Source organism: Marinobacter qingdaonensis (assembly GCF_034555935.1).
Lineage (GTDB): Bacteria > Pseudomonadota > Gammaproteobacteria > Pseudomonadales > Oleiphilaceae > Marinobacter > Marinobacter qingdaonensis.
On the sequence record NZ_JAYDCJ010000003.1, the window covers coordinates 1,799,444 to 1,825,281 of the forward strand.

The following is a 25,838-nucleotide window of genomic DNA, read 5'->3' on the forward strand; positions in this document are numbered from 1 at the left end:
CCGAATCCCTAAGCTATGACGCAGCTATTCGTTCCAATCGCGGAGTCACTTCCTGCTTATGAGCCAGCAACAATACAACGCCGAAGCCATTGAGGTCCTCAAGGGCCTGGATCCGGTGCGCAAGCGTCCGGGCATGTACACAGACACCACTCGGCCGAACCACCTGGCGCAGGAAGTCATCGACAACAGCGTGGATGAGGCCCTTGCCGGTCACGCCCGCCGCATCGACGTGGTGCTGCACAGCGACGGCTCACTGAGTGTCGAGGACGACGGTCGCGGCATGCCGGTAGACCTGCATAAAGAGGAAGGCCTGCCCGGGGTCGAACTGATCCTGACCCGGCTGCACGCCGGCGGCAAGTTCTCCCAGGGTAATTACAACTTCTCCGGCGGCCTGCACGGGGTTGGCGTCTCGGTGGTCAACGCCCTGTCCACCCATCTGGAAGTGACCATCAAGCGCGACGGCCAACTCCACCGGATGTCTTTTGCCAACGGTGAAAAGGCCTCCGAGCTGGAAGTCATCGACACCGTCGGCAAGCGCAACACCGGCACCCGGCTCAAGTTCACCCCCGACGCCAGCTACTTCGACAGCCCGAATTTCTCGGTCAGCCGCCTGCGCCATAATCTCCGGGCCAAGGCGGTGCTGTGTCCGGGCCTGACCGTGACTTTCCTGCAGGAAAAGACCGGTGAGAAGGATGAATGGTTCTACGAGGACGGTCTGCGGGACTACCTGCGCACGGCCCTGGCCGACCTCGAGGCGGTGCCCCTGGAACCCTTTACCGGCAGCTTCTCCGGCAACAGCGAAGCGGTGGACTGGGCGATCCAGTGGCTGCCGGAAGGTGGCGAGGCCACCATGGAAAGCTACGTCAACCTGATCCCCACCGCCCAGGGCGGTACCCACGTCAACGGTCTGCGTACCGGCCTGCTGGAAGCCATGCGCGAGTTCTGTGAGTTCCGCAACCTGCTGCCCCGGGGCGTCAAGCTGTCGCCCGAGGACATCTGGGAACGGGCGGCCTATGTGCTGTCGTTCAAGATGCAGGAGCCCCAGTTCTCCGGCCAGACCAAGGAGCGTCTGTCGTCCCGGGAAGCGGCGGCCTTCATTTCCGGGGTGGTCAAGGACGCCTTCAGCCTGTGGCTGAACCAACACACCGATGTCGCCGAGGTCCTGGCCGAGCTGTTCATCAGCAACGCCCAGCGCCGTCTGCGCGCCAGCAAGAAGGTGGCCCGCAAGAAGGTCACCTCCGGGCCGGCCCTGCCGGGCAAGCTGGCGGACTGTTCCGGCGCCGACACTGCCCGTTCCGAACTGTTCCTGGTCGAGGGTGACTCGGCCGGTGGTTCCGCCAAGCAGGCCCGGGATCGGGAATTCCAGGCGGTGATGCCGCTGCGGGGCAAGATCCTCAACACCTGGGAAGTGGATCCCTCGGAAGTGCTGGCGTCCCAGGAAGTGCACGACATCGCCGTGGCCATCGGGGTGGATCCGGGCTCGGACAAGCTCGAAGGCCTGCGCTACAACAAGATCTGCATCCTGGCCGACGCCGACTCCGACGGCCTGCACATCGCCACCCTGTTGTGTGCACTGTTCGTGAAGCATTTCCGGCCGGTGGTGGCCGCCGGTCACGTGTTCGTGGCCATGCCGCCGCTGTACCGGGTCGATCTGGGCAAGGAGACCTTCTACGCCCTGGATGAGCACGAGAAGCAGGGCATCATCGATCGCCTGGCGGCGGAGAAGCGCAAGGGCAAGATCTCGGTCACCCGATTCAAGGGCCTGGGTGAGATGAACCCGCTGCAGCTCCGGGAGACCACCATGGCACCGGATACCCGCCGCCTGGTCATGCTCACCATCGAAGACGGTGACGACACCGACAGCCGCATGGACATGCTGCTGGGCAAGAAGCGGGCCTCCGATCGCCGGTCCTGGCTCGAGACCTACGGCAACATTGCCGACGTGGTGGTTTGATATTCCAGAGGATGCTATTAAAAGCATCCTTTATTCTTTCTAAGCCTTCTGCAAAGTCGTTATCCTGCCAGTTTTGTTCTGGGGAAGAACCGTAAATGGACTGGCAAGGCTGGTTTGCGCTGGGCCTCGCGGGCACCTCGCTGATTCTCATGAGTGTTGGACGATTTGCCCCCCACATGGTGATGATGGGGGTGCTGGTCGTGCTCAGCGCCAGTGGCATCATCTCGGCGGATCAGGCCCTCTCCGGCTTCAGTAACAGTGGGCTGATCACCGTGGTCGCCATGTTCGTGGTGGCGGCGGGCATCCACCATTCCGGTGGCGTCGACCTGCTGGTCCACCATCTGTTGCGTTCGCCCAAAACCGTGCGCAGCGCCCAGGCCCGGATCGCCCTGCCGGTGTCCCTGCTGAGCGGGTTCCTGAACAACACCCCGGTGGTTGCCACCATGATACCGGCGGTGCACGCCTGGTCCCGGAAAATCGGCATCTCCCCCTCCAAGCTGATGATTCCCCTGAGCTATTCCGCCATCCTCGGCGGCACCCTGACGCTCATCGGCACCAGCACCAATCTGGTGGTCAATGGCCAGTACCAGCAACTGACCGGTACGGATGGCTTCTCCATTTTCTCCATCACATCGGTGGGGCTGCCCGTGGCCATGATCGGCGTCGCCGTCATGCTGCTGGTGATGCCGCGCATGCTGCCGGATCGCAAGGACCAGCAGAAGTTTGGCTCCATGCGTGAATTTACCCTGGAAGTGGCGGTGTCCTTCGACGGCCCCTTGGTCGGCAAGACCGTGGGTGAGGCCGGCCTGCGGGAGCTGGAGCGACTGTACCTGGTTGAGATCGAGCGCGATGGTAGCGTGGTGACCGCGGTGCCGTCCGAGGAACGCCTGCGGGGTGGCGACCGTCTGGTGTTTGCCGGCGATACCCAGGCCATTTCCGATCTGCTGCGCATCAACGGCATCGTGCCCTCGGTCCACGAGGACGAACCCAGTCTGGCCAAGGACCGGGCCGAACGTCGGCTGGTGGAGGCCGCGCTCTCGCCCCAGTCCGATGTGCTGGGACTGACCATCCGGGACGCCCGGTTCCGGGACCGCTATGGCGCGGTGGTGCTGGCGGTGGCCCGCGGTGGTGAACGGGTGTCCGGCAATCTGGGTAACATCCGGCTCAAGCCCGGTGATGTCCTGCTGCTGGAGGCGCGTCCGGCCTTTGTCAGCCGTCAGCGCTACAACAAGGACTTTCTGCTGATCAACGATCTGGAAACCGAAAGGCCCCGCCACGACCGGGCCTGGTTATCCTGGGGCATCCTGCTGGTGCTGGTCGGGTTGGCCGCGTGCGGGGTGCTGAGCATGCTCAACGCCGCCTTGCTGGGGGCCTCGCTGATGATCATCAGCGGCTGCTGCTCGGTCGGGCAGGCCCAGAAGTCGGTGGATGTGCCGGTCATCCTGACCATTGCCGCGTCCTTTGCCCTGGGGGCCGCGCTCCAGGAAACCGGGGCGGCCCGCTACGTGGCGGAGGGCATTCTCGGCCTCAGTCAGGGCCACGTCCTGCTGGCGATCCTGCTGGTGTACATCACCGTGTCGGTGCTGACCGAGGTGATCACCAACAACGCGGCGGCGGTGCTGGTGATTCCGGTGGTGCTGTCGATGACCTCCAGCATGGGCGTTGCCGCCGAACCCTTCGTGATCGCCGTGATGATGGCCGCCTCGGCCAGCTTCGCGACCCCCCTGGGGTATCAGACCAACATGATGGTGTTTGGCCCCGGGGGTTACCGGTTCGCCGATTTCGTGCGGGTGGGCTTGCCGATGAATCTGTTCATTGGTGCCCTGACCGTGGCGGTGATCGCACTGGTGTACGGTATCAATCCGGGTCTGTAAGAAGTCTCAGGTCGGGTTGGCGAGGATATCGCAACACAGCACCCGCAATTCTCCCTCGTGGTAATAGCCCTGTGACAGGGTCACGCACATGTAGGCGCCGGTGACGCAGAGGTAGGGACTGGTGACGTGAAGGTTTTCCGGCTGGGCCAGGGCCTGACGCAGGTACTGCTGGCGAAACCAGTCGGCGCTGCTGGTACTTTCCAGGGGTTTGAAACGGGGGTCGGAGTGGCGGGCACCGGTGTCCGACACCAGGGTGTCGGCGATCTGCACGCCCTGGTCGTCGACCAGGTAGCAGCGGGAGACCGCCCCATGGTTGGCCAGCTCCAGACACGCCTGGTGCATGTTGGCGCCGTGGCCGAGCTTGTCGATGGCTGCCCGGAAGTAGGGGCTGAAAAAATCGATCAACTGTCGGGTCGGATCGAAGGTGACCTGGTTGCGGGACTTGTACTCCTGCAGCAGGTCCTCGAAATTGGCGGGCGCGTGAATCAGGCCCTCAAGATCGGTGCTTGGGGTCTGGAAATAATAGCCCTGGACAAAATCCACCCCCCCATCAATGGCGATCAGCGCCTGTTCCCGGGTCTCCACGCCTTCCAGCAGCACCAGGCAGCCGGACTGATGCAGCAGTGACACTATCCCGTTCAGGATCTGCCGGGCCTTGTGGTCTTCCGTGGCCCGGGTCAGCAGGGTGCGATCCAGCTTGACGATGTCCGGGGACAGGTTCCAGATCCGTTCGAAATTGGAATGGCCGGCTCCGAAGTCGTCGATGGCGGTCAAGCAGCCCAGACGCTTGTAATAGGCCACCGTTTCCCGGAGCTTCTCGGCATCGTCCGTCGGCTGCTCAACGATCTCCATGACAATCCGGTGTGGCGGCAGGCCGGTTTTTTTCAGTAGCTGGCCGAAGAAGGAGTCTGCCCGACTGCCACTGGTCACTGCCTGGGGTGACACATTCAGGAACAGCCAGTTCAACTGATCCTGGACATCGCTGTAGTTGCGGATGTGGAGGTACCGGCACAGCCGGTCGAGCAGGAGGTTCTCGGCGTCCGACGACGGGAGCTGAAACAGGTGCAGCGGCAAGACCGCTGAGTTGTCCGGGTCGAAGGCGCGGATCAGGGCTTCGTAGCCGACGATCCGTTTGTGGGAAATGCTGTAGATCGGCTGCAGCGCCGTGCGCAGGGTCAGGCCCTGGAAGTGGGCGGTCCAACTGTCGCCGTCCTGGTTCAGCAAAGGGGACAGAAGATCCAGTTCCGGGACGGCCAGCTTGTCGGGGAGGCTTCGCGACATAAGTCAGTCTGAACGGTTAAACGAAATCGTCAATCGCCTCAGGTTGGACGGCTAAACTATGACGAATCAGTCAGTTGCGACAAGCCGGGGAGGCAGCACTACCGATACCAGTGCTGAGATTGCCAAAAAAGACGGGGCATTACCACACTTTCATGTTGAAAGTGGAAACCGTTCAGGCAGTTTTCGGACTAAGAGGGCAGGCACGAGGGCCGGACGGCCCTGCGGACCGCCAGGCAATCAGTTATTGCTGGGAACAACAACGGTTTCGTCGAATTCGAGTTCCATGTCTGTGTCCTTTCGATCAATGGGGCCCAAGAAGGGCGTCTGAGTATGGGACAAGTCTATCGTTGCTATAATTTTGAACAATCCGTAAAAGCCGTATGCGACTAAAGCAATAGGGCCGGTGGGTTCGTCAGAATTTCTGATGGTGGCCAGCAAATCTTTTCGATTTGTTTCAACCCGAAGCCTTCCTAAACTAAGCCAAGTTTCCAGAGACAGGGATAGAGGTCCATCCACATCATGCAGTTGCAGAACTCCCCCGAGCGTTATGGTCTGATTGCCATCCTGATCCACTGGTTGGTGGCGGTCACTGTCATCGGGTTGTTTGCCCTGGGTTACTGGATGGTGGACCTGACCTACTACGACGACTGGTACAAGCGGGCGCCCGACATTCATCGCAGCATTGGCCTGTTGCTGTTTGGCGTCATGCTGCTGCGGGTCCTGTGGCGGGCCGTCAATCAGAATCCGGCGCCGCTGCCCGGACACCGACGCTGGGAAGTGATCAGCGCCCACCTGGCCCACAACCTGTTGTACCTGCTGCTGTTCGTGGCCATGATCAGCGGTTACCTGATTTCCACCGCAGACGGCTCGTCCATCAGCGTGTTCGGCTGGTTTGACGTGCCGTCCGTCACCGGCCAGGTCAAAGGCCTGGAAGACACCGCCGGCACCGTGCACTACTGGTCAACCTGGGCGATCGTCGCGCTGGCGGCCGTGCATGCGGCGGGCGCACTCAAACACCACGTCATTGATCGTGACCGCACCCTCCGGCGTATGCTTGGCATGTAGCCAGCCGGAGTCGACCGAATTTATCCGTGCCCGATCCGGGCTTGATTCGAAAAAGGGAGATAACGATGAAGAAAGTATTGCTTGCCTCTGCAGTGTCCATGGCACTGGTTGGCGCTGCCCAGGCGGATGGCCACAGTGGCACCTACGCGTTCGACAAGAAGGGTGCCCACCAGTTTGTGACCTTCAAGATTTCCCACCTGGGTTACAGCTGGCTCTACGGTCGGTTCAACGATTTTGACGGCCAGTTCGTGTACGACGAGGCGAACCCGGAAAACAGCACCGTCAGCGTCACCATCGACACCTCCAGCGTCGACTCCAACCACGCCGAGCGTGACAAGCACCTGCGCAGCGAAGACTTTCTGTTCGTTGACGAGTACCCCGAGGCCAGCTTCAAGAGCAAGCGCGTGGTGGTCGATGAAGACGGCGAGGCCGACATCATTGGCGATCTGACCCTGCGGGGCGTGACCAAGGAAGTGACCTTGGACGCCGAGATGGTCGGTCACGGTGAGGATCCCTGGGGCGGTTACCGCATGGGCTTCGAGGCCGAGACAGAGCTGCGTCTGAAGGACTTCGGCATTCCGATGGATCTGGGGCCTGCCTCCGAAACCGTCGACATCATCATTTCGGTGGAGGGTGTGCGCCAGTAAGCGCGTCCCCGCCAAAGCACCTGCCGGGTTCCGACGCTCTGTCGGAACCCTTTTTTTGCCCCAATGGTACGGATCGGGCGCGCTTGCGCTGCAGTTCAGAGTGTTGTGCGGAGGGGATTGAGCGGCGAATCCGCCGCCTCAGGAGGTTCGGTGCGCGGCTTCCTTGGATGAGTCGTTGGACGGCTCACAGGACTTGCACAGGTGGCGCTGCCGCCAGAACTGCCCGGCAAAAATCACCAGCCAGATGAGGATACCCGCCCAGAGGTAGGGCTCGGGAATCTGGAAGGTGCCACTGATTGCAAACTCCACCAGGAGCATCAGGGCGACTGCCAGTACCGCATTCACCATGGCGGTCACCATGGCTTGCCCGCAGGCTTTCAGGTTGGGTTTCATAAAGTCCCGCTTGTGTGGAAAGTGAAACGGTCTTCTGCTCAATGTTGGCGAGGATAAGCCCCGCATTACAGAGTCTCCATGCGGGAATTCCGCTATTGGAAATTGGTGTATCCGAGCCGGCGTCCATATAATGTGGCCTCGCACCGGGGTCCGTGATTCGCGCGGGCTTTCGGGGTAGCATCATCGGCGTCATTCACTTCAGGTAACACAGGCAAAAGAGGCATCCATGCCAGAGTTTCAGACAACGGATGAGGGCTTTGAGCGGGTTTCACTCCGGGATTACACGGAAAAGGCCTATCTCGATTATTCCATGTACGTCATCCTGGACCGGGCCCTGCCCAATGTGGGCGATGGCCTGAAACCGGTTCAGCGGCGGATCGTGTACGCCATGTCCGAACTGGGGTTGAAATCCACGTCCAAGTACAAGAAATCCGCCCGAACCGTGGGTGACGTGCTGGGTAAGTTCCACCCCCACGGTGACAGTGCCTGTTACGAAGCCATGGTGCTGATGGCGCAGCCGTTTTCCTACCGCTACCCGCTGGTGGATGGCCAGGGTAACTGGGGCTCGCCGGACGATCCCAAGTCCTTCGCCGCCATGCGTTACACCGAATCCCGACTGGCGCCTTTTGCCGAAGTGCTGTTGAGCGAGCTGGGGCAGGGCACCGTGGATTGGGTGCCCAATTTCGATGGCACCATGGACGAGCCCTCGGTGCTGCCCGCGCGCCTGCCCCATGTGCTGCTGAACGGCACCACCGGTATTGCCGTGGGCATGGCCACGGACATCCCGCCGCACAATGTGCGCGAGGTGACGGCGGCCTGTATCCGGCTGCTGGACAGCCCGGACGCCACCGTCGACGACCTGTGTGAACACATCAAGGGCCCGGATTTCCCGACCCACGCCGAAATCGTGACGCCACGCAAAGACATCCGGCAGATGTACGAAACCGGCCGGGGCTCCCTGCGCATGCGCGCACGCTGGATCCGCGAAAACGGCGAAATTGTGGTGACCGACCTGCCACACCAGGTCTCCGGCGCCCGGGTGCTGGAGCAGATTGCCCAGCAGATGCAGACCAAGAAACTGCCCATGGTGGCCGACCTGCGCGACGAGTCGGATCATGAGAATCCGACCCGCCTGGTCATCGTGCCGCGGTCCAACCGGGTTGACCTGGACGGCCTGATGGCGCACCTGTTTGCCAGCACCGATCTGGAGAAAACCTACCGGGTGAACATCAACGTCATCGGTAACGATGGCCGGCCGGGGGTGAAGGGGCTGCAGGAAGTCCTGACCGAATGGCTGGCGTTCCGCCGGGTGACCGTGACCCGCCGGCTGCAGCACCGGCTGGACAAGGTACTGGCGCGGCTGCACCTGCTCGAAGGCCTGTTGATCGCCTACCTCAACATCGACGAAGTCATTGAAATCATCCGCACCGAAGACAAGCCCAAGGCCGAGCTCATGGCCCGTTTTGGCCTGTCCGCGGAGCAGGCGGAAGCCATCCTCGAGCTGAAACTGCGCCACCTGGCCAAGCTCGAGGAAATGAAGATTCGCGGCGAGCAGGACGAGCTGTCCGCCGAGCGCGACGAGCTCCAGGCGATCCTGGGCTCCGAAGACCGGCTGCGGGAACTGATCAAGGCCGAGCTGCAGGCCGACGCCGAGACCTTTGGCGACGACCGTCGCTCACCCATCGTCGAGCGCGAGGAAGCCCGCGCCTTCAGCGAGCTGGACCTGGTGTCCAACGACCCGGTCACCGTGGTGCTGTCGGAAAAGGGCTGGGTGCGGGCCGCCAAGGGCCACGACATCGAACCCGAAGGCCTGAGTTACAAGGCCGGCGACCGCTTCGCCCTGGCCGCCCGGGGCCGCAACAACCAGCAGGCCATCTTCCTGGACTCCACCGGTCGCGCCTATTCGCTGATGGCCCACAGCCTGCCATCGGCCCGGGGCCAGGGCGAGCCCCTGACCGGGCGCATCAATCCGCCGTCCGGGGCCAGTTTCTCGGGCCTGCTGATGGGGGATCCGGCGCTCAAGACGCTGCTGGTGACCGACGGTGGCTACGGCTTTGTCACCTCGCTCAATGACATGATCAGCAAGAATCGCAACGGCAAGGCCGTGGTCAGTGTGCCCAAGGGCGCCCGCATCATGCCGCCGGTGCCCGTGCCGGCGACTGACAAGACCCTGTACCTGGGGGCAATTTCGAACGAGGGCCGGATGCTGGTCTTCCCCCTGAGCGAACTGCCGGAGCTGGCCAAGGGCAAGGGCAACAAGATCATCAGCATTCCCTCGGCCCGGGTCCAGAACCGGGAGGAGTATGTGGTGGCCGTGGCGGTCTTTGCCGAGGACGACCAGCTGGAAATCCGTGCCGGCAAGCGCAAGATGGGACTGCAATTCAGTGATCTGGAACATTATCTGGGAGAGCGCGGCCGTCGGGGCCACAAGCTGCCCCGGGGACTACAGCGGGTGGATGCGATTGAGGTGATTCCCTCGGCGCCCCGGGCGACGGAAGAGGAGAGCGCCGAGAGTGAGTGAACTGGTACTGATTAACGTATCCGGTCGGGACAAGCCGGGCCTCACGTCGGAGATCACCGGCATCATGGGGCAGTACGACGTCCGCATTCTGGATATCGGCCAGGCGGTGATCCACGATCACCTGACCTGGGGCATCCTGGTGGAGATCCCGGACGAATCCAAGTCTTCCCCAGTGATCCGGGACCTGCTGTTCCGGCTGCACGCCCTGGACCTGCAGGTGCGCTTCGCGCCGATTACCGTCGAGGAGTACGAGGACTGGGCCGAGGCCCGGAACCGGGCCTGCTACATCGTGACCCTGCTGTCCCGGGACATCAAGGCCGAACAGATTGCCCGGGTGTCGGCGATTACTGCCCGCCACGGCCTGAACATCGACAACATCTCCCGGCTATCGGCCCGGCCATCCCTGAACCCGGCGGAAAACCGCATTGCCTGCGTCGAGTTCTCGGTGCGAGGCACGCCCTCCGACCTGGAAACCCTGCGTTCGGATTTCCTGCACATCGCCGGCGAAATGAACGTCGACATTGCCTTCCAGGAGGACTCAATTTTCCGTCGCAATCGCCGTCTGGTGGTGTTTGACATGGACTCGACGCTGATCGAGGCAGAGGTCATCGACGAGCTGGCACTGGAAGCCGGTGTCGGTGAGCAGGTGGCGGAGATCACCGAGCGAGCCATGCGCGGGGAGCTGGATTTCAGCCAGAGTTTTGCCGAACGCCTGGCGCTGCTGAAAGGGCTGGACGAGTCGGTGCTGGAGCAGATTGCCGCTCGCCTGCGCATGACCGAGGGCGCCGAGCACCTGATCCGCAGCCTGAAGGCCCTGGGCTACCGGACCGCGATCCTCTCGGGTGGCTTCACCTACTTTGCCCGGCACCTGCAGAGCAAGCTGGGTATCGACTACGTCTACGCCAATGAGCTGGCGATCGAGAACGGCAAGGTCACCGGCGAGGTGTCTGGCCAGATCGTCGATGGCAAGCGCAAGGCCGAACTGCTGCAGGAAATTGCGGAGAAGGAGCACATCTCCCGGGAGCAGGTCATCGCCGTGGGCGATGGCGCCAACGACCTGCCGATGCTCAGTCAGGCCGGCCTGGGCGTGGCCTTCCGGGCCAAGCCGCTGGTCAAGGAATCCGCCCGGCACTCGATCTCGACCCTGGGCCTGGATGCCATCCTCTACCTGATCGGATTCCGGGAGAGCGAGACCAACCAGGGCCTGGAGCAGGCCGGGCGCTGACCGGGCGAATCGTCCTGAGCGCGTAAAAAAAGACCGGCCTCGCGAGGCCGGTCTTTTTTTGTTGCCGGGGTGGCGATTACTGGTCGCCGAAGTCGTAGTTCATCTCCGGGACCGGGGCCTGCAGGTAGTAGCCCTGGATGTAATTGACCCCGGCCTGCCACAGCGTGGCCAGCACACTGGCGTTCTCCACCAGCGGAATGATGGTGAGCTTGCCGCTGGTCTGCAGGGTTTTCACCATCTCCTTGACCTGTTCCCTGGCTTCCTCGTTCTTCTGGATCTCCTCGGTGAACGAGCCGTCGACCTTCACGTAGTCGGTGTCGATGTGCTTCAGGGTGTTGAAGGGGTTGAGCGCACAGCCGAACTGGGCGATGGAGACCTTGCAGTGCAGCTCGTGCACGGCCTTGGCGAATTCCTTGGCCTGCTTCATGTAGTTGTTGGCGTCGCCCTCGCGGAGCTGGAAGATCAGGGAGTCGCCGGGCAGGCGGGCGGCCTTGAGCGCCACGCTGAGCCAGGAGGTGAAGGTCTTGTCCTGCAGGGTTTCTGCCGTCACGTTCAGGAACAGCCGGGTGTCGTGCCCCCGTGACCGGTGGCTGGCCAGTTGTTTGATGGTCTGCAGGATCACCCAGCGGTCAATCTTGATGGCGGTGTCGGCCGGCCCCATGGGCGGCAGGAAGTCGTAGGGCGAGACTTCCTCCTCGTCCTTGTCGAGCATGCGGACAAAGGCTTCGTAGTGTTCCTCGCCTTCACCACGCAGGTTGATGATGGGCTGGAACAACAGCTTGAAGCGGTTGTCGTCCAGGGCCTTGAGGATGGCTTCCACCGAGTTGTTTTCGTCCAGGGACTCGTACTCGGCCGGGTTGTACACCAGCACCCCGTTGCCCCGCTCGTGGCCTTCCAGCTTGCGGACATCGGACGAGGCGGTGTGGGCTCGGGCCAGCAGCTCCTCGGCCTTGGGCGAGTTCTCGGTGATGGCGGCGATGCCGATGCTGACGGTGAACTGCAGGGTGCGACCGTTGTTGTCGAAGAGGTGGTCCTCGATCGCCTTGCGGATGCGCTCGCTGTGCTCGGCCATGACTTTCTCGTCGCAGGGCTGGCACATCAGGCAGAAAGCGTCGTCGCTGAGGCGGGCCACGGTCAGGGTGTCGTCCACTTGCTCTTTCAGCAGGTTGGCAAAATCCCCCAGCAGCAGGTCGGCACCGGCAATGCCCACCTGGGTTTTCAGGTTCATGAAGTTGTCGAGCGCGATGTAGGCCAGGGCGCCGGATTCGTTGTGCTTGCCGGCCTTGGCGATGTTCTCGGCCAGGGCTTCCATCAGGTACTGCCGGTTGAACAGGCCGGTCATCAGGTCCTGGCTGCTGATCTGGCGCAGCTTCTCTTCCAGTTCCGCGTCGCTGTGTTCCGGCTGCAGCACGATCTGGGTGCAGGCCTCGCCGTCGTAGGTGGCCGCCGACACCGTCATGGTCACGTTCAGCTCGTGGTCGTCACTGCGACGGGCCGTGCAGTTCATGGTCATGCCGTCCTCGCCCTGTTCGGCAAAGGCCTTCATGAACTCCTTGTACTTGTCCTGGCTATCCGGGGTCAGGGTGTCGAGGACCGGGATGCAGATCAGGTCGTCGATGTCGTCGTAGCCGAGGAACTCCATGTACGACTGGTTGGCGTAGATGTGCATGCCATCGTTGATGTAGGCGATGGCGTCCTTCGAGCTTTCCAGCAGCAACTGGCAGCGTTGCTCGGCTTCCCGCAGGTGGGATTCGAGGACCCGACGGCGACGGCGGTCGTCCAGCGCCGACAGTTCGCGATTGACCGTCAGTACCAGCTGGTCGGTGTGGGCAAAGGGCACGGTGTCCTGGGCGCCGGCCTTCATGACCGCCACAGTGCGCTCGCGGTTGTCGTCTTCGGTCAGCAGGATGAAAGGGATGTCCTTGTCCAGGCGTCGAATCATCGCCAGGGCGTCGTTGGCGTTGAACTCCTGGTCCAAGTCCCGGGCCAGCAGCAGGTCCCAGTTATTGGCTTTCAGGGCTTCCTCGAGGTCTTCCTCGGAGGTGATGCGGTGGGCGCGGGTGGCTTTGCCGGAATTCCTGAGCAGGCTGACCAGGGACTCGGCGTCGTTCTGGTCGGGATCAAGGATCAACAGGTGTACGGTCGCGTTCTTTTTCTGCATTCGTCGGGCGTCTCGTAAAGCTGGTTTGGCTGGGCCGGTCGGGCATCCAAGCTGAATGATGCAGGGGATACCCCCCAATAACAACCCTCGCCCCGCTCCCTGCTCCGGCCGTGGTTACAGCGACGGCCACAGGGAATCGAATTCGTCCTCGCTGGTGCCGGAGGACTGGTCGGCTCGGCTGCTCTGCTGGAGCGCGGCGCTGTGCAGTTTCAACTCGAACTGGCTGATGCTGCCGGTGGCCGAGACCTTTTTCGACAGCTGGCCCTGGTCTTCCCGGCCGTCGTGCAGCAGCGAGATCCGGCTGCCGGACTGGAACGGAAGCCGCGGGGTGATCAGGGTGGCGGACTGATTGACCACGCTGATCTCCGGCAGCAGCAGGCCCCGAAGGTATTCGCTGCTGTTACCGACCTTCTGGATCAGGCGCACACCGCAGGGCGAGGCACTGGGGGCCAGCAATTCGATGCCAATCTGGGTGCCCTGGTGTTTGACCTGACGGATCCAGCGCACCACCGCGACACTCCAGGGGTGCGAGCGTTGCTCGCGCACGCCCAGGACCTCGCCGGCATGCAGCGAGGCCGGCACATTGCTTTCCCAGGCGACGCAGTAGCCACCGGGACTGGTGTTGATCAGCAAGGCATGGTGGGATTTCGGCCGATTCTTGTCGGCGGTCTGCGTAGACGCCGTGCCGCGGCTGCCGCGGAAATTGATCGGGGTGTCGGCGGAGGCCAGGGCGTCGTCCCGGGGCGCGGCGTCATGGGCGCCGGCCCAGGCATCCTGTTTTTGCCGGGCCGACCGCACAAACAGGTTTTCCTCACTCTGGATGCCATGGTCGTTGCCGTGGACAAATTCGGTGAAGGTTTTCTCGCCGGCAATAAAATAGTGGGCCGCGGTGAGACCAACGCAGACCTCCAGGGTGCCTTGGCTGGCGATACGGTTAAAGTTGCGCTTGGCCAGAATGCCCAGGGCCTGGCTCAGATGGGTGAGCAGGGTGTCGCTGACTTTGGCCGGCACATGCAGGGCGTTGTCGCTCTTGTCCTGGTTGCGTCGGGCCTGCAGGGTCTCCATCACCATGGCGGACAGGTCGCGGGTGTCGAAATCGAAACTGTCCTCGCCCGGGTGGTAGTCGAGCAGGCTGCGGTAGATGGGCGGGCTGTCGCCTTCCATGTTGATCACGAACAGGCTGTCATCGCGGATGTCGGGCTCGCAGTGGGAATGCTGACTCCAGGCTTCGAACAGTTCATAGACCTGCAGCAGTTCCGCCTGGCGCAGCTGGTTCGGGCGGGCGCAGCCCAGCAGCAAAATGCGTTTGTAGGCATCGCCGACGGTGCTGGAGCGACGATGCTGCAAGCTGCCGTCTTCCACATCGATATCGACCAGTTTGTTGCGGTAGGCGAAGCGGAACAGGCGATGGCACTCCAGCCAGCTGCGGGCCGGGCTCGGGCAGTACAGCTGGTGCGAGCGCACGATGGTCGCCGCCAGCTCGGACAGGGCCCGATGGGCGGCAATGGCGATCTGCTTGCGGTTGCGGTCCACGCCTCCGTTATCGAGGAATTCCAGAACGCACAGCTTGTACCCGGAGGCCAGATGCAGTTCCAGCGCCTGGGACAGATTGGCAATCTTGCGTTGCTTTTCCGGCAGGGCAACCGCCATCCCCAGGTAGTGGCGTGACAACTCGTGACAGACAAACTGGATCTTCTCGCGGATCAGCTCCAGGAACTGCAGACGTTGCTGGGGTGGCAAGAACAGCTGGTTCAATTCGATGATGGCGTGATAGAGCTGGCGCGACACTTCGCCGATGTTGGCCATGGGCAGTTCGCCAATCCAGCTCCGGAAAGCCTTGGGCGTGGTATCGCAGAACGACAGGCTGGCTGTCTTCTGTTCAGGGACTCGAAGATCGGGTTTCAGGACATTGCCTTCCATGAGTACGCGCCGCTATATCAGGGTAACCGTTGGTATTCAGGGCTTGCCTGGCAGCACCGGGCAGACGCTCCGGAATCTGTCCGTCGGCCAGGGAAATCGCCGTAAATACATGTTGTTATTTCCAACGCCATTGCACTTTAAAATAGCAAGTGCCTAACAAAAAGCGAACAATTCGCCAGTTAACAATCTTTGACACGCCCATCAGAGCCGGATTCCGAGACCTCGGTCACGGGAACAGGTTAATCGGAGTCTTGCCGTCCCGACCCGGTTCCTCCCGGACCAGCCTGGGTATCAGGAACCCGGGCAGGCGTGCCAGCAGCCCTTGCACCAGGGTTCGGGCCTCCTCGTCCGCCACGTCGTAATGGTGGGCCCCCTCGACCGGGTCGAACGCATGCAGATAATACGGCATTACACCGGCCTCAAACAGCGTTTCGCTCAGGGATTCCAGAACCGCCACGTTGTCGTTCACGCCGCGCAGAATAACGCTTTGATTCAGCAGGGTAACCCCGGCGGCCCGCAGGTAACCCAGGGCGTTTCGGGTGGCCGGGTCGATCTCGGCCGGGTGGTTGATGTGCAGTACCATGACCACCGGAATCCGGGTCTGGGACAGCCACTTTAACAGGGCGTCGCACACCCGTTGCGGTATCACCACCGGCAGGCGGGTGTGCAGCCGCAAGCGCCGGATGTGGGGAATGGCGCTGAGGTCGGCGGCCCACTGCGCCAGCAGCCGGTCGTTGACGGCCAGGGGGTCGCCACCGCTCAGGATAACCTCGTTGATTTCCGGGCTGGCCGACAGGGTATCGATGACCTGGCGCCGGTCGCTGGCGCCCAGGCGCTGTTCGTCGTAGGGGAAATGCCGGCGGAAGCAGTAGCGGCAGTTGACGGCGCACTGGCCGGTCACCATCAGCAGGGCCCGGCTCCGGTACTTGCGGATCAGACCGGTGGTCTGCACTGCGCGGTCCTCGGCCAGCGGGTCGCGGACATAGCCGGGCATCCGGACACTCTCTTCCTGCCGCGGCAGCACCTGCCTGAGCAGGGGGTCGTTCGGGTCGCCGTGGCGCATCCGGGCCAGGAACGGCTCCGGCACCCGGATCGGAAACAGCTGGTGCCCGGCTTGGGCGCCGGAAAGCCACTCCTCCGGAGCAAGACCCAGTCGCTGCAGCAGTATTTCCGGGGAAGTGATGGACTCCGACAGGTGCTGTTGCCAGCTGCGTCCGTCTTCCGCAAGGTGGGCTTCTATACCGGTGGGAGTTCGCTGTATCATAGCGAACCTCGAATTTTTAACTGCATTTTGTCAGGTGAACATTTCATGGCTTCATATTCTACCAACGAATTCCGCAGCGGTCTTAAGGTTTTGCTGGATGGCGACCCGTGCATCATGCTCGACAACGAATTCGTCAAACCCGGCAAAGGCCAGGCCTTCAACCGGGTAAAACTGCGGAATCTCATGACCAACCGGGTCTGGGAGCGTACCTTCAAGTCCGGTGAAAGCCTTGAATCCGCCGACGTCATCGACCAGGACATGGAGTACCTGTACACCGATGGTGAGTTCTGGCACTTCATGCTGACCGATGGTTCCTTCGAGCAGTTCCCGGCGGATGCCAAGGCCGTTGGCGATACCGTCAAGTGGCTGAAAGAACAGGACGTCTATACCGTGACCCTGTACAACGGCGCGCCGCTGATCGTCACGCCGCCGAACTTCGTGGAACTGGAAGTGGTGGACACCGACCCCGGCATGAAGGGTGACACCGCCCAGGGTGGTTCCAAGCCCGCGACCCTGTCCACCGGCGCCGTGGTGAACGTGCCCCTGTTCATCACCATCGGTGAGGTGCTCAAGGTAGATACCCGTTCCGGTGAGTACGTCAGCCGCGTCAAAAGCAGCTGATCGACCATGACTGATCAACCTGTCTGGCAGCCTGCTGCCGCGCAGGCTGCCCTGAAAGGCCGTGCACAACAATTGGCGTTTGTGCGCGGCTTTTTTTCTGAGCGCCAGGTCCTGGAGGTGGAAACCCCGGTGCTGGCCCGGCACGGGGTCACCGACCGGAACCTGGACGGGGTGCACGCCGACGTGTCGGCGTCAGGGCTGCACGGGGGCTGGCTGCAGACGTCGCCGGAGTACCACATGAAGCGCCTGCTGGCGGCCGGCAGCGGCTCGATCTTCCAGGTCTCCAAGGTGTTTCGGAACGGCGAACGCGGCCCCAGGCACAACCCGGAATTCTCCATGCTGGAGTGGTACCGGACCGGCTTCGACGACATCGAGCTGATGGCGGAGGTGTCCGACCTGGTGTGTGGCTGGCTCGGGTGCGCGCGTCCACGCACGCTCAATTACCGGGAGGCGATGCAGCGGTGGGCCGGTGTTGATCCCTTCACCATTGCCGACGCGGAGTTGCGCCAGCGTTGCACGCAGTGGCTCGAGCCGGAGCAGTTGACCGATCTGGAACGCGATGGCTGCCTGGATCTGTTGATGAGCTTTGCGGTTGAGCCCCATCTGGGCCGCGAGGTGCCGGAATTCATCACCGGCTACCCGGCGTCCCAGGCGGCCCTGGCCCGGGTGTCACAGTGCGACGGACACGACGTCGCACACCGGTTCGAGCTGTATATCGATGGCCTGGAGTTGTGCAACGGCTATTGGGAGCTGGCCGATGCCGACGAGCAGCGGCGCCGGTTCGAGGCGGACAACCGGCAGCGAGAGCAGGCCGGTAAGCCGGTGATGGCGGTGGATGAGGCGTTCCTGGCGGCCATGGCGGCCGGGTTGCCCGATTGCGCTGGGGTGGCCCTGGGGTTGGACCGGCTGCTGATGCTCAAGCTTGGCGCAAGCTCCATCAGCGAGGTGCTGGCCTTTCCGTTCGAGCAGGCCTGATCCGGGGCAGGCCGCGATTCGAGGACCGGTTGGTTTCAGGTTCTGGTCAGGACAGGGTGCCGAAGGCCTCGCCCATGCGCAGGGTCTTGCCCGCGACCTGATCATCATTCCAGCTCACCGCGCCCTTGGGCATGACCATGACCACGGTCGAGCCCAGGCGGAACCGACCCATTTCCTCACCCTTGGCGAAGCTGCGGGCCTGATCGCCCTCGTACCGGGTGGTCGTCACCAGGCCATTGCCGGGGGCGACCACGCCGGACCAAACGGTCTCGACGCTGCCGACGATCATGGCGCCGACCAACACCAGCGCCATGGGGCCCGCCTCGGTATCAAAGATGCAGGCGACCCGTTCGTTACGGGCGAACAGGTTGGGCACGTTCTCGGCGGTGACCGGGTTGACCGAAAACAGCTTGCCGGGAATGTACACCATCTCCCGCAGGGTGCCTGCCATCGGCATATGAATTCGGTGGTAATCCTTCGGGGACAGGTAGATGGTGGAGAATTCGCCTTCCTCAAACGCCTCGGCGCGCTGCCCGTCGCCACCGAGCAGTTCGGTCAGGCTGAAGGATTGGCCCTTGGCCTGGAACACCCGGTCGTCGGAGACCTGGCCGATCTGGCTGATGGCACCGTCCACCGGGCTGACCAGGGTCTTGTCGCCCTCGGCGATCGGGCGGATGCCCGGTTTCAGGGCCCGGGTAAAGAAGGCGTTGAAGCTCGGGTAGGCGGTGGGGTCAGATTCGGCCGCTTCGCTCATGTCCACGCCATAGCGGCCGATAAACCATTGAATTACGCGATTCTTGAGCGCCGGGGAGCGGTCGTTGTCCGCCATGCGGCCGGCCAGCCGGGACACTGCCAGCTGTGGTGTAACGTACTGACTCAAAACAAACAGCTTGTTAAACATTACAACGTAACCCTTTGCGCTCAAAGCGGCGAAGTTTACCAAAGTCTTGGCCCTGTATAGAAATTGTTTCACGGCTTAGCGGTCACCGCAGAGCCTTGCTATGATCGGGGCTCGAAAAAAGGGTGGGCGGTAACCGCGTCCGCCGATAACCAAAAACCAAGGCGTGCAATCTACCCATGTTACTGATTATTGGAGCAGTGGTTGTTCTCGCGAGCGTGCTCGGCGGGTATGTCCTCCACGGTGGTAATCTGGCGGTGCTCTGGCAGCCCACGGAGATTCTGATCATCTTCGGGGCGGCGCTGGGGTCGTTCATCATCGCCAACCCGATGCACACGGTGAAAGAGGTGTTCCAGGGCATCCTGCGCCAGCTCACCGGCCACCCCTTCAATAAATCCTACTATATGGACCTGCTCAGCCTGCTGTACGAGATTTTCGACAAATCCCGCAAGCAGGGCGTGATGGCCATCGAGGAGGATGTCGATAATCCCGAATCCAGCCAGATCTTTACCCGCTACCCGGCGATCATGAAGTCCAAGGCGCTGTTGGCCTTCATCACCGACTACCTGCGCATCATCAGCTCCGGCAACATGGCGACCCATGAGCTGGAGGGCATGATGGAAAGCGAGATCGAAAGCCGCCAGCACGAGCTGGAGGAGCCGTCCCATGCGGTCAACAAGATCGCCGATGCCCTGCCGGGCCTGGGGATCGTGGCCGCGGTGCTGGGCATCGTCATAACCATGAACTTCCTGTCTGAGGGGCCGGAGCGCATCGGTCTTAGCGTGGCCGCGGCGCTGGTGGGTACCTTCCTGGGCATTTTCATGGGCTACGGTTTTGTCGGGCCGCTGTCCATCGCCATGGAGCACGCCGCCAAGTACGAACTGAAGGCCTACGACTGTGTGAAGTCGTCGATCGTGGCCACGGTGTCCGGACAGGCGCCGCAGATGGCCATCGAGTTCGGCCGCAAGGCCCTGCCGACGGACAAGCGGCCGGAGTTCCAGGAACTGAACGACCATGTTCGCTCGAAATAATCCATCCCTGATTCTGGCCCGGAGCTGAGGCGTGGACGAACAGCCGATCATCATCAAGCGCAAGAAGGTTGTGGCCGGCGGCCATCACGGTGGTTCCTGGAAGGTTGCTTTTGCCGATTTCGCCACCGCCATGATGGCGTTCTTCCTGGTGCTCTGGCTGACCGCGACCGCCTCACCGGAACAGATCAAGGCGGTGGAGGGCTACTTCCGGGATCCGATCGGTTTCACCGAGGGCGGTTCGCCCAATCCGGTGGATCTGGAGGGCAGCGCCTCGGTGATCAATGAGGCCAGCCCCGACATCGAGTCCAGCCAGATCCAGATTGAGGACGAGGTGGTGGATGAACTCTCGGAAACCCTGGAACAGCGGCGTATGGAGGAGTTGTTCCAGGAGTTGAAGGAGCGCATCGAGCAAAACCAGACCCTGCAGGAATTCAAGGACCAGCTCCTGATCGACATCACCGACGAGGGGCTGCGGATCCAGATCGTCGACCGGTCCGGGCGGCCGATGTTCGACAGCGGCCGGGCCGAGCTGAAGTACTATTCCCAGGACATCCTGTTCGAGCTGGCCAAGACGCTGGGATCGGTGGGCAACAAACTCAGTATCACCGGCCACACCGACGCCACGCCGTTCAAGGGGCGGCCCGGGTACACCAACTGGGAGCTGTCAGCGGACCGCGCCAACACCGCCCGTCGGGCCCTGGTGGCCGGGGGCGTCGAGTCGGCGCAAATTGGCCGGGTGGTCGGTCTCAGTGACTCGGTGCTGTTCGACACCGCCGATCCGATGGCGCCGGTGAACCGCCGGATTTCCATCATCGTGCTCAACAAGCGCGCGGCTCAGGGCATTCGGGACAGCGCTGGACACAGCGATGAACCCCTCATCGATCTCACCAAGCCCACCGAGGAAGACCGCCAGCAGGCCATGGATAAGCTGGAAAGTGGCGAATGGCTGGAGCCGAAGCCGGAGCCCGCACCCGGTGAGCTGAACTGGTAAGCCGGACGGCGGTCAGTCCAGCTTGAGGCCCCGGGCCTGCTGCTCGGCCATGTCCTGCAGAATCCGGTGAAAGCTTTTCAGGCGCTCGGGGCTAATCTTGCCAGCCTCCGCCGCCGCGTCGATGGCGCAGCCGGGATCGCCCAGGTGCCGGCAGTTACGAAACTTGCAGTGACCGATCTCATCGCGGATTTCGCGAAAGCCGTATTCGATTTCCTGCGGATTCATATGCCAGAGGCCGAACTCCCGGATTCCCGGCGAGTCGATCAGGTCGCCGCCGATGGGCAGGTGGAACAGCTTGGCGGTCGTGGTGGTGTGCACCCCTTTGCCGGTACTCTCGGACACTGCACCGACCCGGATGGCCTCATCCGGGATCAGGGTCTGGATGATGGACGATTTGCCCACCCCGGACTGACCCACGAACACGCTGGTTTGGTCCTTCACCAGGGCTTCCACCTCCGGTGACGGCCGGTCGCCCGACTCCGCGGCGGAAGTGCGTACCACCTGGTAGCCCAGGGCCTCGTACCGGCCGAGCAGGGCGTCGATGTCGGCGCGGTTGCGGTCGGTGATCAGGTCCGTTTTATTCAGCAGGATCACCGCGGGAATGTCGGTGATTTCCGACGCCACCAGGTAGCGGTCGATCAGGTTGTCGTGGGGTTCCGGTTCCGCCGCCAGCACCAGGATGATGTGGTCGATGTTGGCAGCCACCGGTTTCAGGGCGCCGAAGTTGTCGGGCCGCTGCAGCAGATTTTGCCGGTCACAGCGGGCGACAATCACGCCGCTGTCGTTCCGGCCCGGTCGCCAGATGACCCGGTCGCCGGTCACCAGGCTGTCGATGTTGGCGCGGACGAAGCAGCGCACCACCGTGCCGGCGTGGTCGCCCTCCAGGCCTTCTACGTCCAGTTGCTGGCCGTAGTGGGCAATGACCAGGCCCTCCTGCTCCGGGCCCAGTTCGCCGGCCTCGGCCTGTTCCTGAACGGCTTTTTCCTTGCGGGCCGCGCGCGCGGCCCGTTCCTGCTGGATTTTGCGGATCCGGAATTGCTGCTGTTTGTTCAGTCGCCGTTTTGCCATTCAGTGCCGATTGTCAGTGTTCGTTGGAGTGAGGTGTTACATCATACGTGAATCGGCCACAATACACAGGCAATGACCCCATCCCACCACCCAGCAACTGAAGGTTAGGAATTGAACATGGCACAAGGCGATCGCTTAGTTTGGATTGATCTGGAGATGACCGGTCTGGATCCGGAAAAGGAGCGGATCATTGAAATGGCCACCATTGTGACCGACTCGGACCTGAACCTGGTGGCCGAGGGCCCGGTCATTGCCGTGCATCAGCCCGACAGCCTGCTCGATGCCATGGACGAATGGTGCACCAACACCCACGGTGCCAGTGGCCTGACCCAGCGGGTGAAGGACAGCACCATCACCGAAGCCGAGGCGGAGCAGCAGACCCTGGCCTTCCTGCAGGCCCATGTCGAGCCGGGTAAATCGCCGCTGTGTGGCAACAGCATCGGCCAGGATCGGCGTTTTCTGGTGAAATACATGCCGGCGCTCGAGGCGTTCTTCCACTACCGCAACCTGGACGTGTCCACCATCAAGGAACTGGCGCGGCGGTGGCGGCCGGACGTTCTGGCCGGGGTGAAAAAGCAGGGTAGTCACCTGGCTCTGGACGACATCCGCGATTCCATCAACGAACTGCGTCACTACCGGGAGACCTTCTTCAAGCTATAACCCGTGCTGACGCAGGGCCCATTGCACGTGTTCGCGGACCATTTCGTCGGGGTGGTCAGCGCGTTGTTTCAGGGCCTCGATCACCGGGATGGTGGAGGGCGCGTTACCGAGCCCCACCGCCAGGTTTCGTAGCCAGCCGGCATACCCGGTCCGGCGGATGGCCGACCCTTCGGTGCGCTTTAGAAACTGCGCCTCGGTCCACAGAAACAGTTCGGCCAGGCTGGTGTTGTCCAGTCCGTGCCGGGGTTGGAAGTCCGGCTCCGGGGTCGGCTTGCTGAATTTCTGCCAGGGGCAGACCAGTTGGCAGTCGTCACAACCGAACACCCGGTTGCCCATCAGTGGTCGCAGTTCTTCCGGAATGCTGCCCTTGAGTTCGATGGTCAGGTAGCTGATGCAGCGCCTGGCATCGAGTTGGTGCGGGCCGACAAAGGCATCGGTCGGGCACAGTTCCAGACAGGCCGAGCAGGAACCGCAGTGGTCGGTTTCAAACGGCGCGTCCACGGGCAGCGGCGCGCTGGTGAAGATTTCCCCCAGGAAAAAGAACGAGCCCGCCTTGGGGTGGATCAGCATGTTGTTCTTGCCGATCCAGCCCAGGCCGGCCCGTTGCGCCAGGGCCCGTTCCAGCACCGGCGCGCTGTCAACAAAGGCGCGGTAGTCGTAGCCGCGCACCGCCTCATCGATCCACTTGGCCAGCGTGGCCAGGCGTTTCCGGATCAGCTTGTGGTAGTCCCGGCCCAGGGCATAGCGGGTAACGTAGGCAGTCTCCCGGTTAGTAAGCGCTTGTTTCGGGCTGTCCGGCGCGGTCAGGTAATCCATCCGCACCGAAATGACCCGGGCCGTACCCGGTACCAGGGAGCGGGGCGTGTAGCGTTTGTCGCCATGGTGCCCCATGTACTCCATTTCGCCCTGATAGCCCTTTGCCAACCAGTCCTGCAGATGCTGACCGTGCTCGCCGGTGTCGGGCAGAGTGATGCCCAGATCGGAGAAGCCGAGCTCGCGGGCCCAGCCTCGAAGGCGGTCGACCAGTTCGGTGAAGTCTTCGGTCGGGGCTTGCTGGTCAGATGCTGAACTCATGGGGCCTGATGTTGCGCGGGCAACCTGTTGAAAATCTGGGTGTCGAACTTTAAATCTGATTAAGTTATGACCTTTTTCACTGTTTTGCTATGCTTTACAGGTATATGGCCATTTTTCTTAAACCGGATTCTGTAGCGGGAGCCAGGGCGTATGCCACCATCCCAATTCAGCAGTTTACCAGACGCGCTGTTTACCGCCGATGCCGTGCGGGAGATTGACCGTTACGTCATCGAACAGGAGGGCGTCGACGGCTTCGAGCTGATGCAGCGGGCGGCCTATGCGGCGTTTCGCCGACTGGTGCGGCAATGGCCCGACGCCGAGCCCCTGCTGGTGTTGTGTGGCGCCGGTAACAACGGCGGTGATGGCTATCTGGTGGCGGCCAATGCGGTCCGGCATGGCCTGGCCGTGCAGTGCATTGCAGTGGCGCCCACGGCGACGCTCAAAGGCGATGCCCGCAAGGCCTGGCAGAAAGCCGTCGCAGACGGCGTGCCGGTGACCGAAATCGACACCCTGGACGATGCCCAGCTCGCTGAGCGCTTTGACGCCGCCGTGATTGTCGATGCCATGCTGGGCACCGGCGTGTCCGGAGCGCCCCGGGAGCCGTTTGCCAGCCTGATCGGCCGATGCAATGTCAGTCCGGCCCCAGTGCTGGCCATTGACCTGCCCTCAGGTCTCAATGCCACCACCGGGGCTGCCGAGGGCGATGTGATCAAGGCCAGCCTGACGGTGACCTTCATTGGCTTGAAGGCCGGGCTGTTCACCGGACGCGGTTCGGCAGTGACTGGCCGGGTGTTGTTCGAGGATCTGGATACCGGCGAGGGCGTCGAGGCCAGTGGTCAGCAGCCCGTGGCCTGGCGGCTCGACTGGCCGGCAACCATGGCCTGGTTGCCGGAGCGTGTCGCCAATGCCCACAAGGGTCGGTTCGGACACGTGCTGGTGGTGGCCGGGGACCGCGGCTTCGGCGGCGCCGGTCTGTTGGCGGCCGAGGCCGCGTCGCGGTCGGGCGCCGGCTTGGTGACGCTGGCCACCCGGCCCGAGCACGTGACGGCAGCCCTGGCGCGGTGCCCGTCGATCATGGTGCACGGTTTGATTCACGGATCGGAATTGCCACCCCTGCTGGAATCGGCCAGCGTGGTCGTGTGCGGCCCGGGTATGGGGCAGAGCGCCTGGGGCCAGCAGATGCTGGAGCAGGTGGTCGACAGCGGCAAACCGCGGGTGCTGGACGCCGACGCCCTGAACCTGTTGGCGACCCGGGTACCGGTGCTGGCGGACAACCACATTCTCACGCCGCATCCGGGCGAGGCTGCGCGCCTGCTGGATTGTCTGGTGCCGGAGGTGGAAGCCGATCGAATGGCGGCCACCCGGACCCTGCAAGGCATTTTCGGCGGCACGGTGCTGCTGAAAGGGGCAGGCACGGTGATTGCCTCCGGGCACGAAACCGTCGATATTGTCAGCGGCAGCAACCCCGGGCTGGCCACCGGCGGCATGGGCGATGTGCTGTCCGGAATCATTGGCGCGCTCTATGGCCAGCTTGGCGACCCCCGGCGCGCTGCGGGCCTGGGGGCGGCTGTGCACCTGGCAGCGGCCAATCTGGCGTCCGAAGACAAGGGCTTCATGGGGCTGTTGCCGGCCGATGTCATCGATGCATTGCCACGGATTTTCCGCCAGGCGGAGCCGGGCAGCATGGCAAACCAGGAGAGGGCATGAGTATTTTTGGACACGAACGTCGCCTGTTTCTGGAGAGCGAAACGGAAACGGAACAGCTGGGCCGCGAGCTGGCCCATCTGGCGATGGCGCTGGACAGCGGTCTGACCATTTATCTGGATGGCGACCTGGGCATGGGCAAGACCACGCTCAGCCGCGGCGTGATGCGAGGGCTAGGGCATGAGGGCGCGGTCAAGAGCCCGACCTACACCCTCGTCGAGCCCTACGAGGATCTCAAGCCGCCGGCCTACCATTTCGACCTGTACCGCCTGGGCGATCCGGAAGAGCTGGAGTACATGGGCATCCGGGATTACTTTTCGGGCCAGTACCTGTGCCTGATTGAGTGGCCGGAACGGGGGAAGGGACTGCTGCCGGAACCCGACCTGGAAATTCATCTTGAGCGCGACGGCGAAGGTCGCTCGGTCGTGCTCAGGGCCGGTTCGCAGCAGGGCGCTGACCTGTTGAACCGGTTGCAACTGATTGGGCCCAGCCACTAACGGATGCGGCCAGC

21 protein-coding genes are annotated in these 25,838 nt (G+C 62.7%); 13 read left to right on the plus strand and 8 right to left on the minus strand.

All coding sequences use genetic code 11. The annotated features are described in order from the left end of the window. Positions 1-58 precede the first annotated feature (58 nt). Together parE and U5822_RS11505 are read left to right on the plus strand one after the other, a co-directional pair. On the plus strand, positions 59-1,954 hold the full coding sequence (gene parE, locus U5822_RS11500; protein ID WP_322855763.1) for a DNA topoisomerase IV subunit B: 1,896 nt from the start codon (positions 59-61) through the stop codon (positions 1,952-1,954). 95 nt (positions 1,955-2,049) lie between these two features. Next, positions 2,050-3,828, plus strand: coding sequence for an SLC13 family permease (locus tag U5822_RS11505; RefSeq protein ID WP_322855764.1), 1,779 nt, complete (start codon positions 2,050-2,052; stop codon positions 3,826-3,828). A 6-nt stretch (positions 3,829-3,834) separates the two neighbouring features. Here U5822_RS11505 and U5822_RS11510 read toward each other — a convergent pair whose 3' ends face one another. Then, a complete protein-coding gene (locus tag U5822_RS11510) occupies positions 3,835-5,109 on the minus strand; it encodes an EAL domain-containing protein (RefSeq protein WP_322855765.1) in 1,275 nt (424 codons plus the stop codon). A 519-nt stretch (positions 5,110-5,628) separates the two neighbouring features. Between U5822_RS11510 and U5822_RS11515 the strand changes: the two genes are divergently transcribed. Continuing rightward, positions 5,629-6,174: a cytochrome b gene (locus U5822_RS11515; protein WP_322855766.1), complete on the plus strand. Its 546-nt coding sequence runs from the start codon at positions 5,629-5,631 to the stop codon at positions 6,172-6,174. Between the two features lie 65 nt (positions 6,175-6,239). Next, on the plus strand, positions 6,240-6,821 hold the full coding sequence (locus U5822_RS11520) for a YceI family protein (protein WP_322855767.1): 582 nt from the start codon (positions 6,240-6,242) through the stop codon (positions 6,819-6,821). A 138-nt stretch (positions 6,822-6,959) separates the two neighbouring features. On the opposite strand, the gene U5822_RS11525 is transcribed toward U5822_RS11520, so the two are convergent. Beyond that, positions 6,960-7,214: a hypothetical protein gene (locus tag U5822_RS11525; protein WP_322855768.1), complete on the minus strand. Its 255-nt coding sequence runs from the start codon at positions 7,212-7,214 to the stop codon at positions 6,960-6,962. Between the two features lie 226 nt (positions 7,215-7,440). Between U5822_RS11525 and parC the strand changes: the two genes are divergently transcribed. Both parC and serB read left to right on the plus strand, forming a co-directional pair. Then, complete coding sequence (gene parC, locus U5822_RS11530; RefSeq protein ID WP_322855769.1) at positions 7,441-9,735, plus strand: DNA topoisomerase IV subunit A; 2,295 nt, start codon at positions 7,441-7,443, stop codon at positions 9,733-9,735. Further along, positions 9,728-10,960 carry a phosphoserine phosphatase SerB gene (gene serB / locus U5822_RS11535; protein ID WP_322855770.1) on the plus strand — a complete coding sequence of 411 codons (1,233 nt, stop codon included), beginning with the start codon at positions 9,728-9,730 and terminating at the stop codon, positions 10,958-10,960. Before parC ends, serB begins: the two co-directional genes overlap by 8 nt. Positions 10,961-11,036: 76 nt before the next feature. Here the strand turns inward: serB and U5822_RS11540 are convergent, their stop codons facing one another. From U5822_RS11540 to epmB, 3 genes are all read right to left on the minus strand, one after another. Continuing rightward, complete coding sequence (locus U5822_RS11540) at positions 11,037-13,121, minus strand: EAL domain-containing response regulator (RefSeq protein WP_322855771.1); 2,085 nt, start codon at positions 13,119-13,121, stop codon at positions 11,037-11,039. 114 nt (positions 13,122-13,235) lie between these two features. Then, complete coding sequence (locus U5822_RS11545) at positions 13,236-15,041, minus strand: GTPase (RefSeq protein ID WP_322855772.1); 1,806 nt, start codon at positions 15,039-15,041, stop codon at positions 13,236-13,238. Positions 15,042-15,267: 226 nt separating this feature from the next. Then, entirely contained in the window at positions 15,268-16,305 is a 1,038-nt protein-coding gene (epmB, locus tag U5822_RS11550; RefSeq protein WP_322855773.1) for an EF-P beta-lysylation protein EpmB, read from the minus strand. A gap of 45 nt (positions 16,306-16,350) precedes the next feature. Here epmB and efp point away from each other — a divergent pair, with 45 nt between their 5' ends. Beyond that, positions 16,351-16,926: an elongation factor P gene (gene efp / locus U5822_RS11555; RefSeq protein WP_322855774.1), complete on the plus strand. Its 576-nt coding sequence runs from the start codon at positions 16,351-16,353 to the stop codon at positions 16,924-16,926. A gap of 6 nt (positions 16,927-16,932) precedes the next feature. Continuing rightward, positions 16,933-17,901 carry an EF-P lysine aminoacylase EpmA gene (gene epmA / locus U5822_RS11560; protein WP_322855775.1) on the plus strand — a complete coding sequence of 323 codons (969 nt, stop codon included), beginning with the start codon at positions 16,933-16,935 and terminating at the stop codon, positions 17,899-17,901. Positions 17,902-17,947: 46 nt separating this feature from the next. On the opposite strand, the gene asd is transcribed toward epmA, so the two are convergent. Then, a complete protein-coding gene (asd, locus tag U5822_RS11565; protein WP_322855776.1) occupies positions 17,948-18,802 on the minus strand; it encodes an archaetidylserine decarboxylase in 855 nt (284 codons plus the stop codon). Between the two features lie 176 nt (positions 18,803-18,978). Here asd and motA point away from each other — a divergent pair, with 176 nt between their 5' ends. Further along, entirely contained in the window at positions 18,979-19,830 is an 852-nt protein-coding gene (motA, locus tag U5822_RS11570; RefSeq protein ID WP_322855777.1) for a flagellar motor stator protein MotA, read from the plus strand. A gap of 31 nt (positions 19,831-19,861) precedes the next feature. Next, a complete protein-coding gene (gene motB / locus U5822_RS11575; protein WP_322855778.1) occupies positions 19,862-20,821 on the plus strand; it encodes a flagellar motor protein MotB in 960 nt (319 codons plus the stop codon). A 12-nt stretch (positions 20,822-20,833) separates the two neighbouring features. Here the strand turns inward: motB and rsgA are convergent, their stop codons facing one another. After that, the gene (gene rsgA, locus U5822_RS11580) at positions 20,834-21,889 is read right to left on the minus strand and encodes a small ribosomal subunit biogenesis GTPase RsgA (protein WP_322855779.1); all 1,056 of its coding nucleotides are present in this window, start codon (positions 21,887-21,889) and stop codon (positions 20,834-20,836) included. Between the two features lie 117 nt (positions 21,890-22,006). Here rsgA and orn point away from each other — a divergent pair, with 117 nt between their 5' ends. Then, the gene (orn, locus tag U5822_RS11585) at positions 22,007-22,549 is read left to right on the plus strand and encodes an oligoribonuclease (protein ID WP_322855780.1); all 543 of its coding nucleotides are present in this window, start codon (positions 22,007-22,009) and stop codon (positions 22,547-22,549) included. Here the strand turns inward: orn and queG are convergent. Beyond that, positions 22,544-23,623, minus strand: coding sequence for a tRNA epoxyqueuosine(34) reductase QueG (gene queG / locus U5822_RS11590; protein WP_322855781.1), 1,080 nt, complete (start codon positions 23,621-23,623; stop codon positions 22,544-22,546). The two genes, orn and queG, sit on opposite strands and share 6 nt — an antisense overlap. 150 nt (positions 23,624-23,773) lie before the next feature. Here queG and U5822_RS11595 point away from each other — a divergent pair, with 150 nt between their 5' ends. Beyond that, positions 23,774-25,330: an NAD(P)H-hydrate dehydratase gene (locus U5822_RS11595; protein ID WP_322855782.1), complete on the plus strand. Its 1,557-nt coding sequence runs from the start codon at positions 23,774-23,776 to the stop codon at positions 25,328-25,330. Then, positions 25,327-25,824 carry a tRNA (adenosine(37)-N6)-threonylcarbamoyltransferase complex ATPase subunit type 1 TsaE gene (gene tsaE, locus U5822_RS11600; protein ID WP_322855783.1) on the plus strand — a complete coding sequence of 166 codons (498 nt, stop codon included), beginning with the start codon at positions 25,327-25,329 and terminating at the stop codon, positions 25,822-25,824. Before U5822_RS11595 ends, tsaE begins: the two co-directional genes overlap by 4 nt. Positions 25,825-25,838 lie beyond the last annotated feature (14 nt).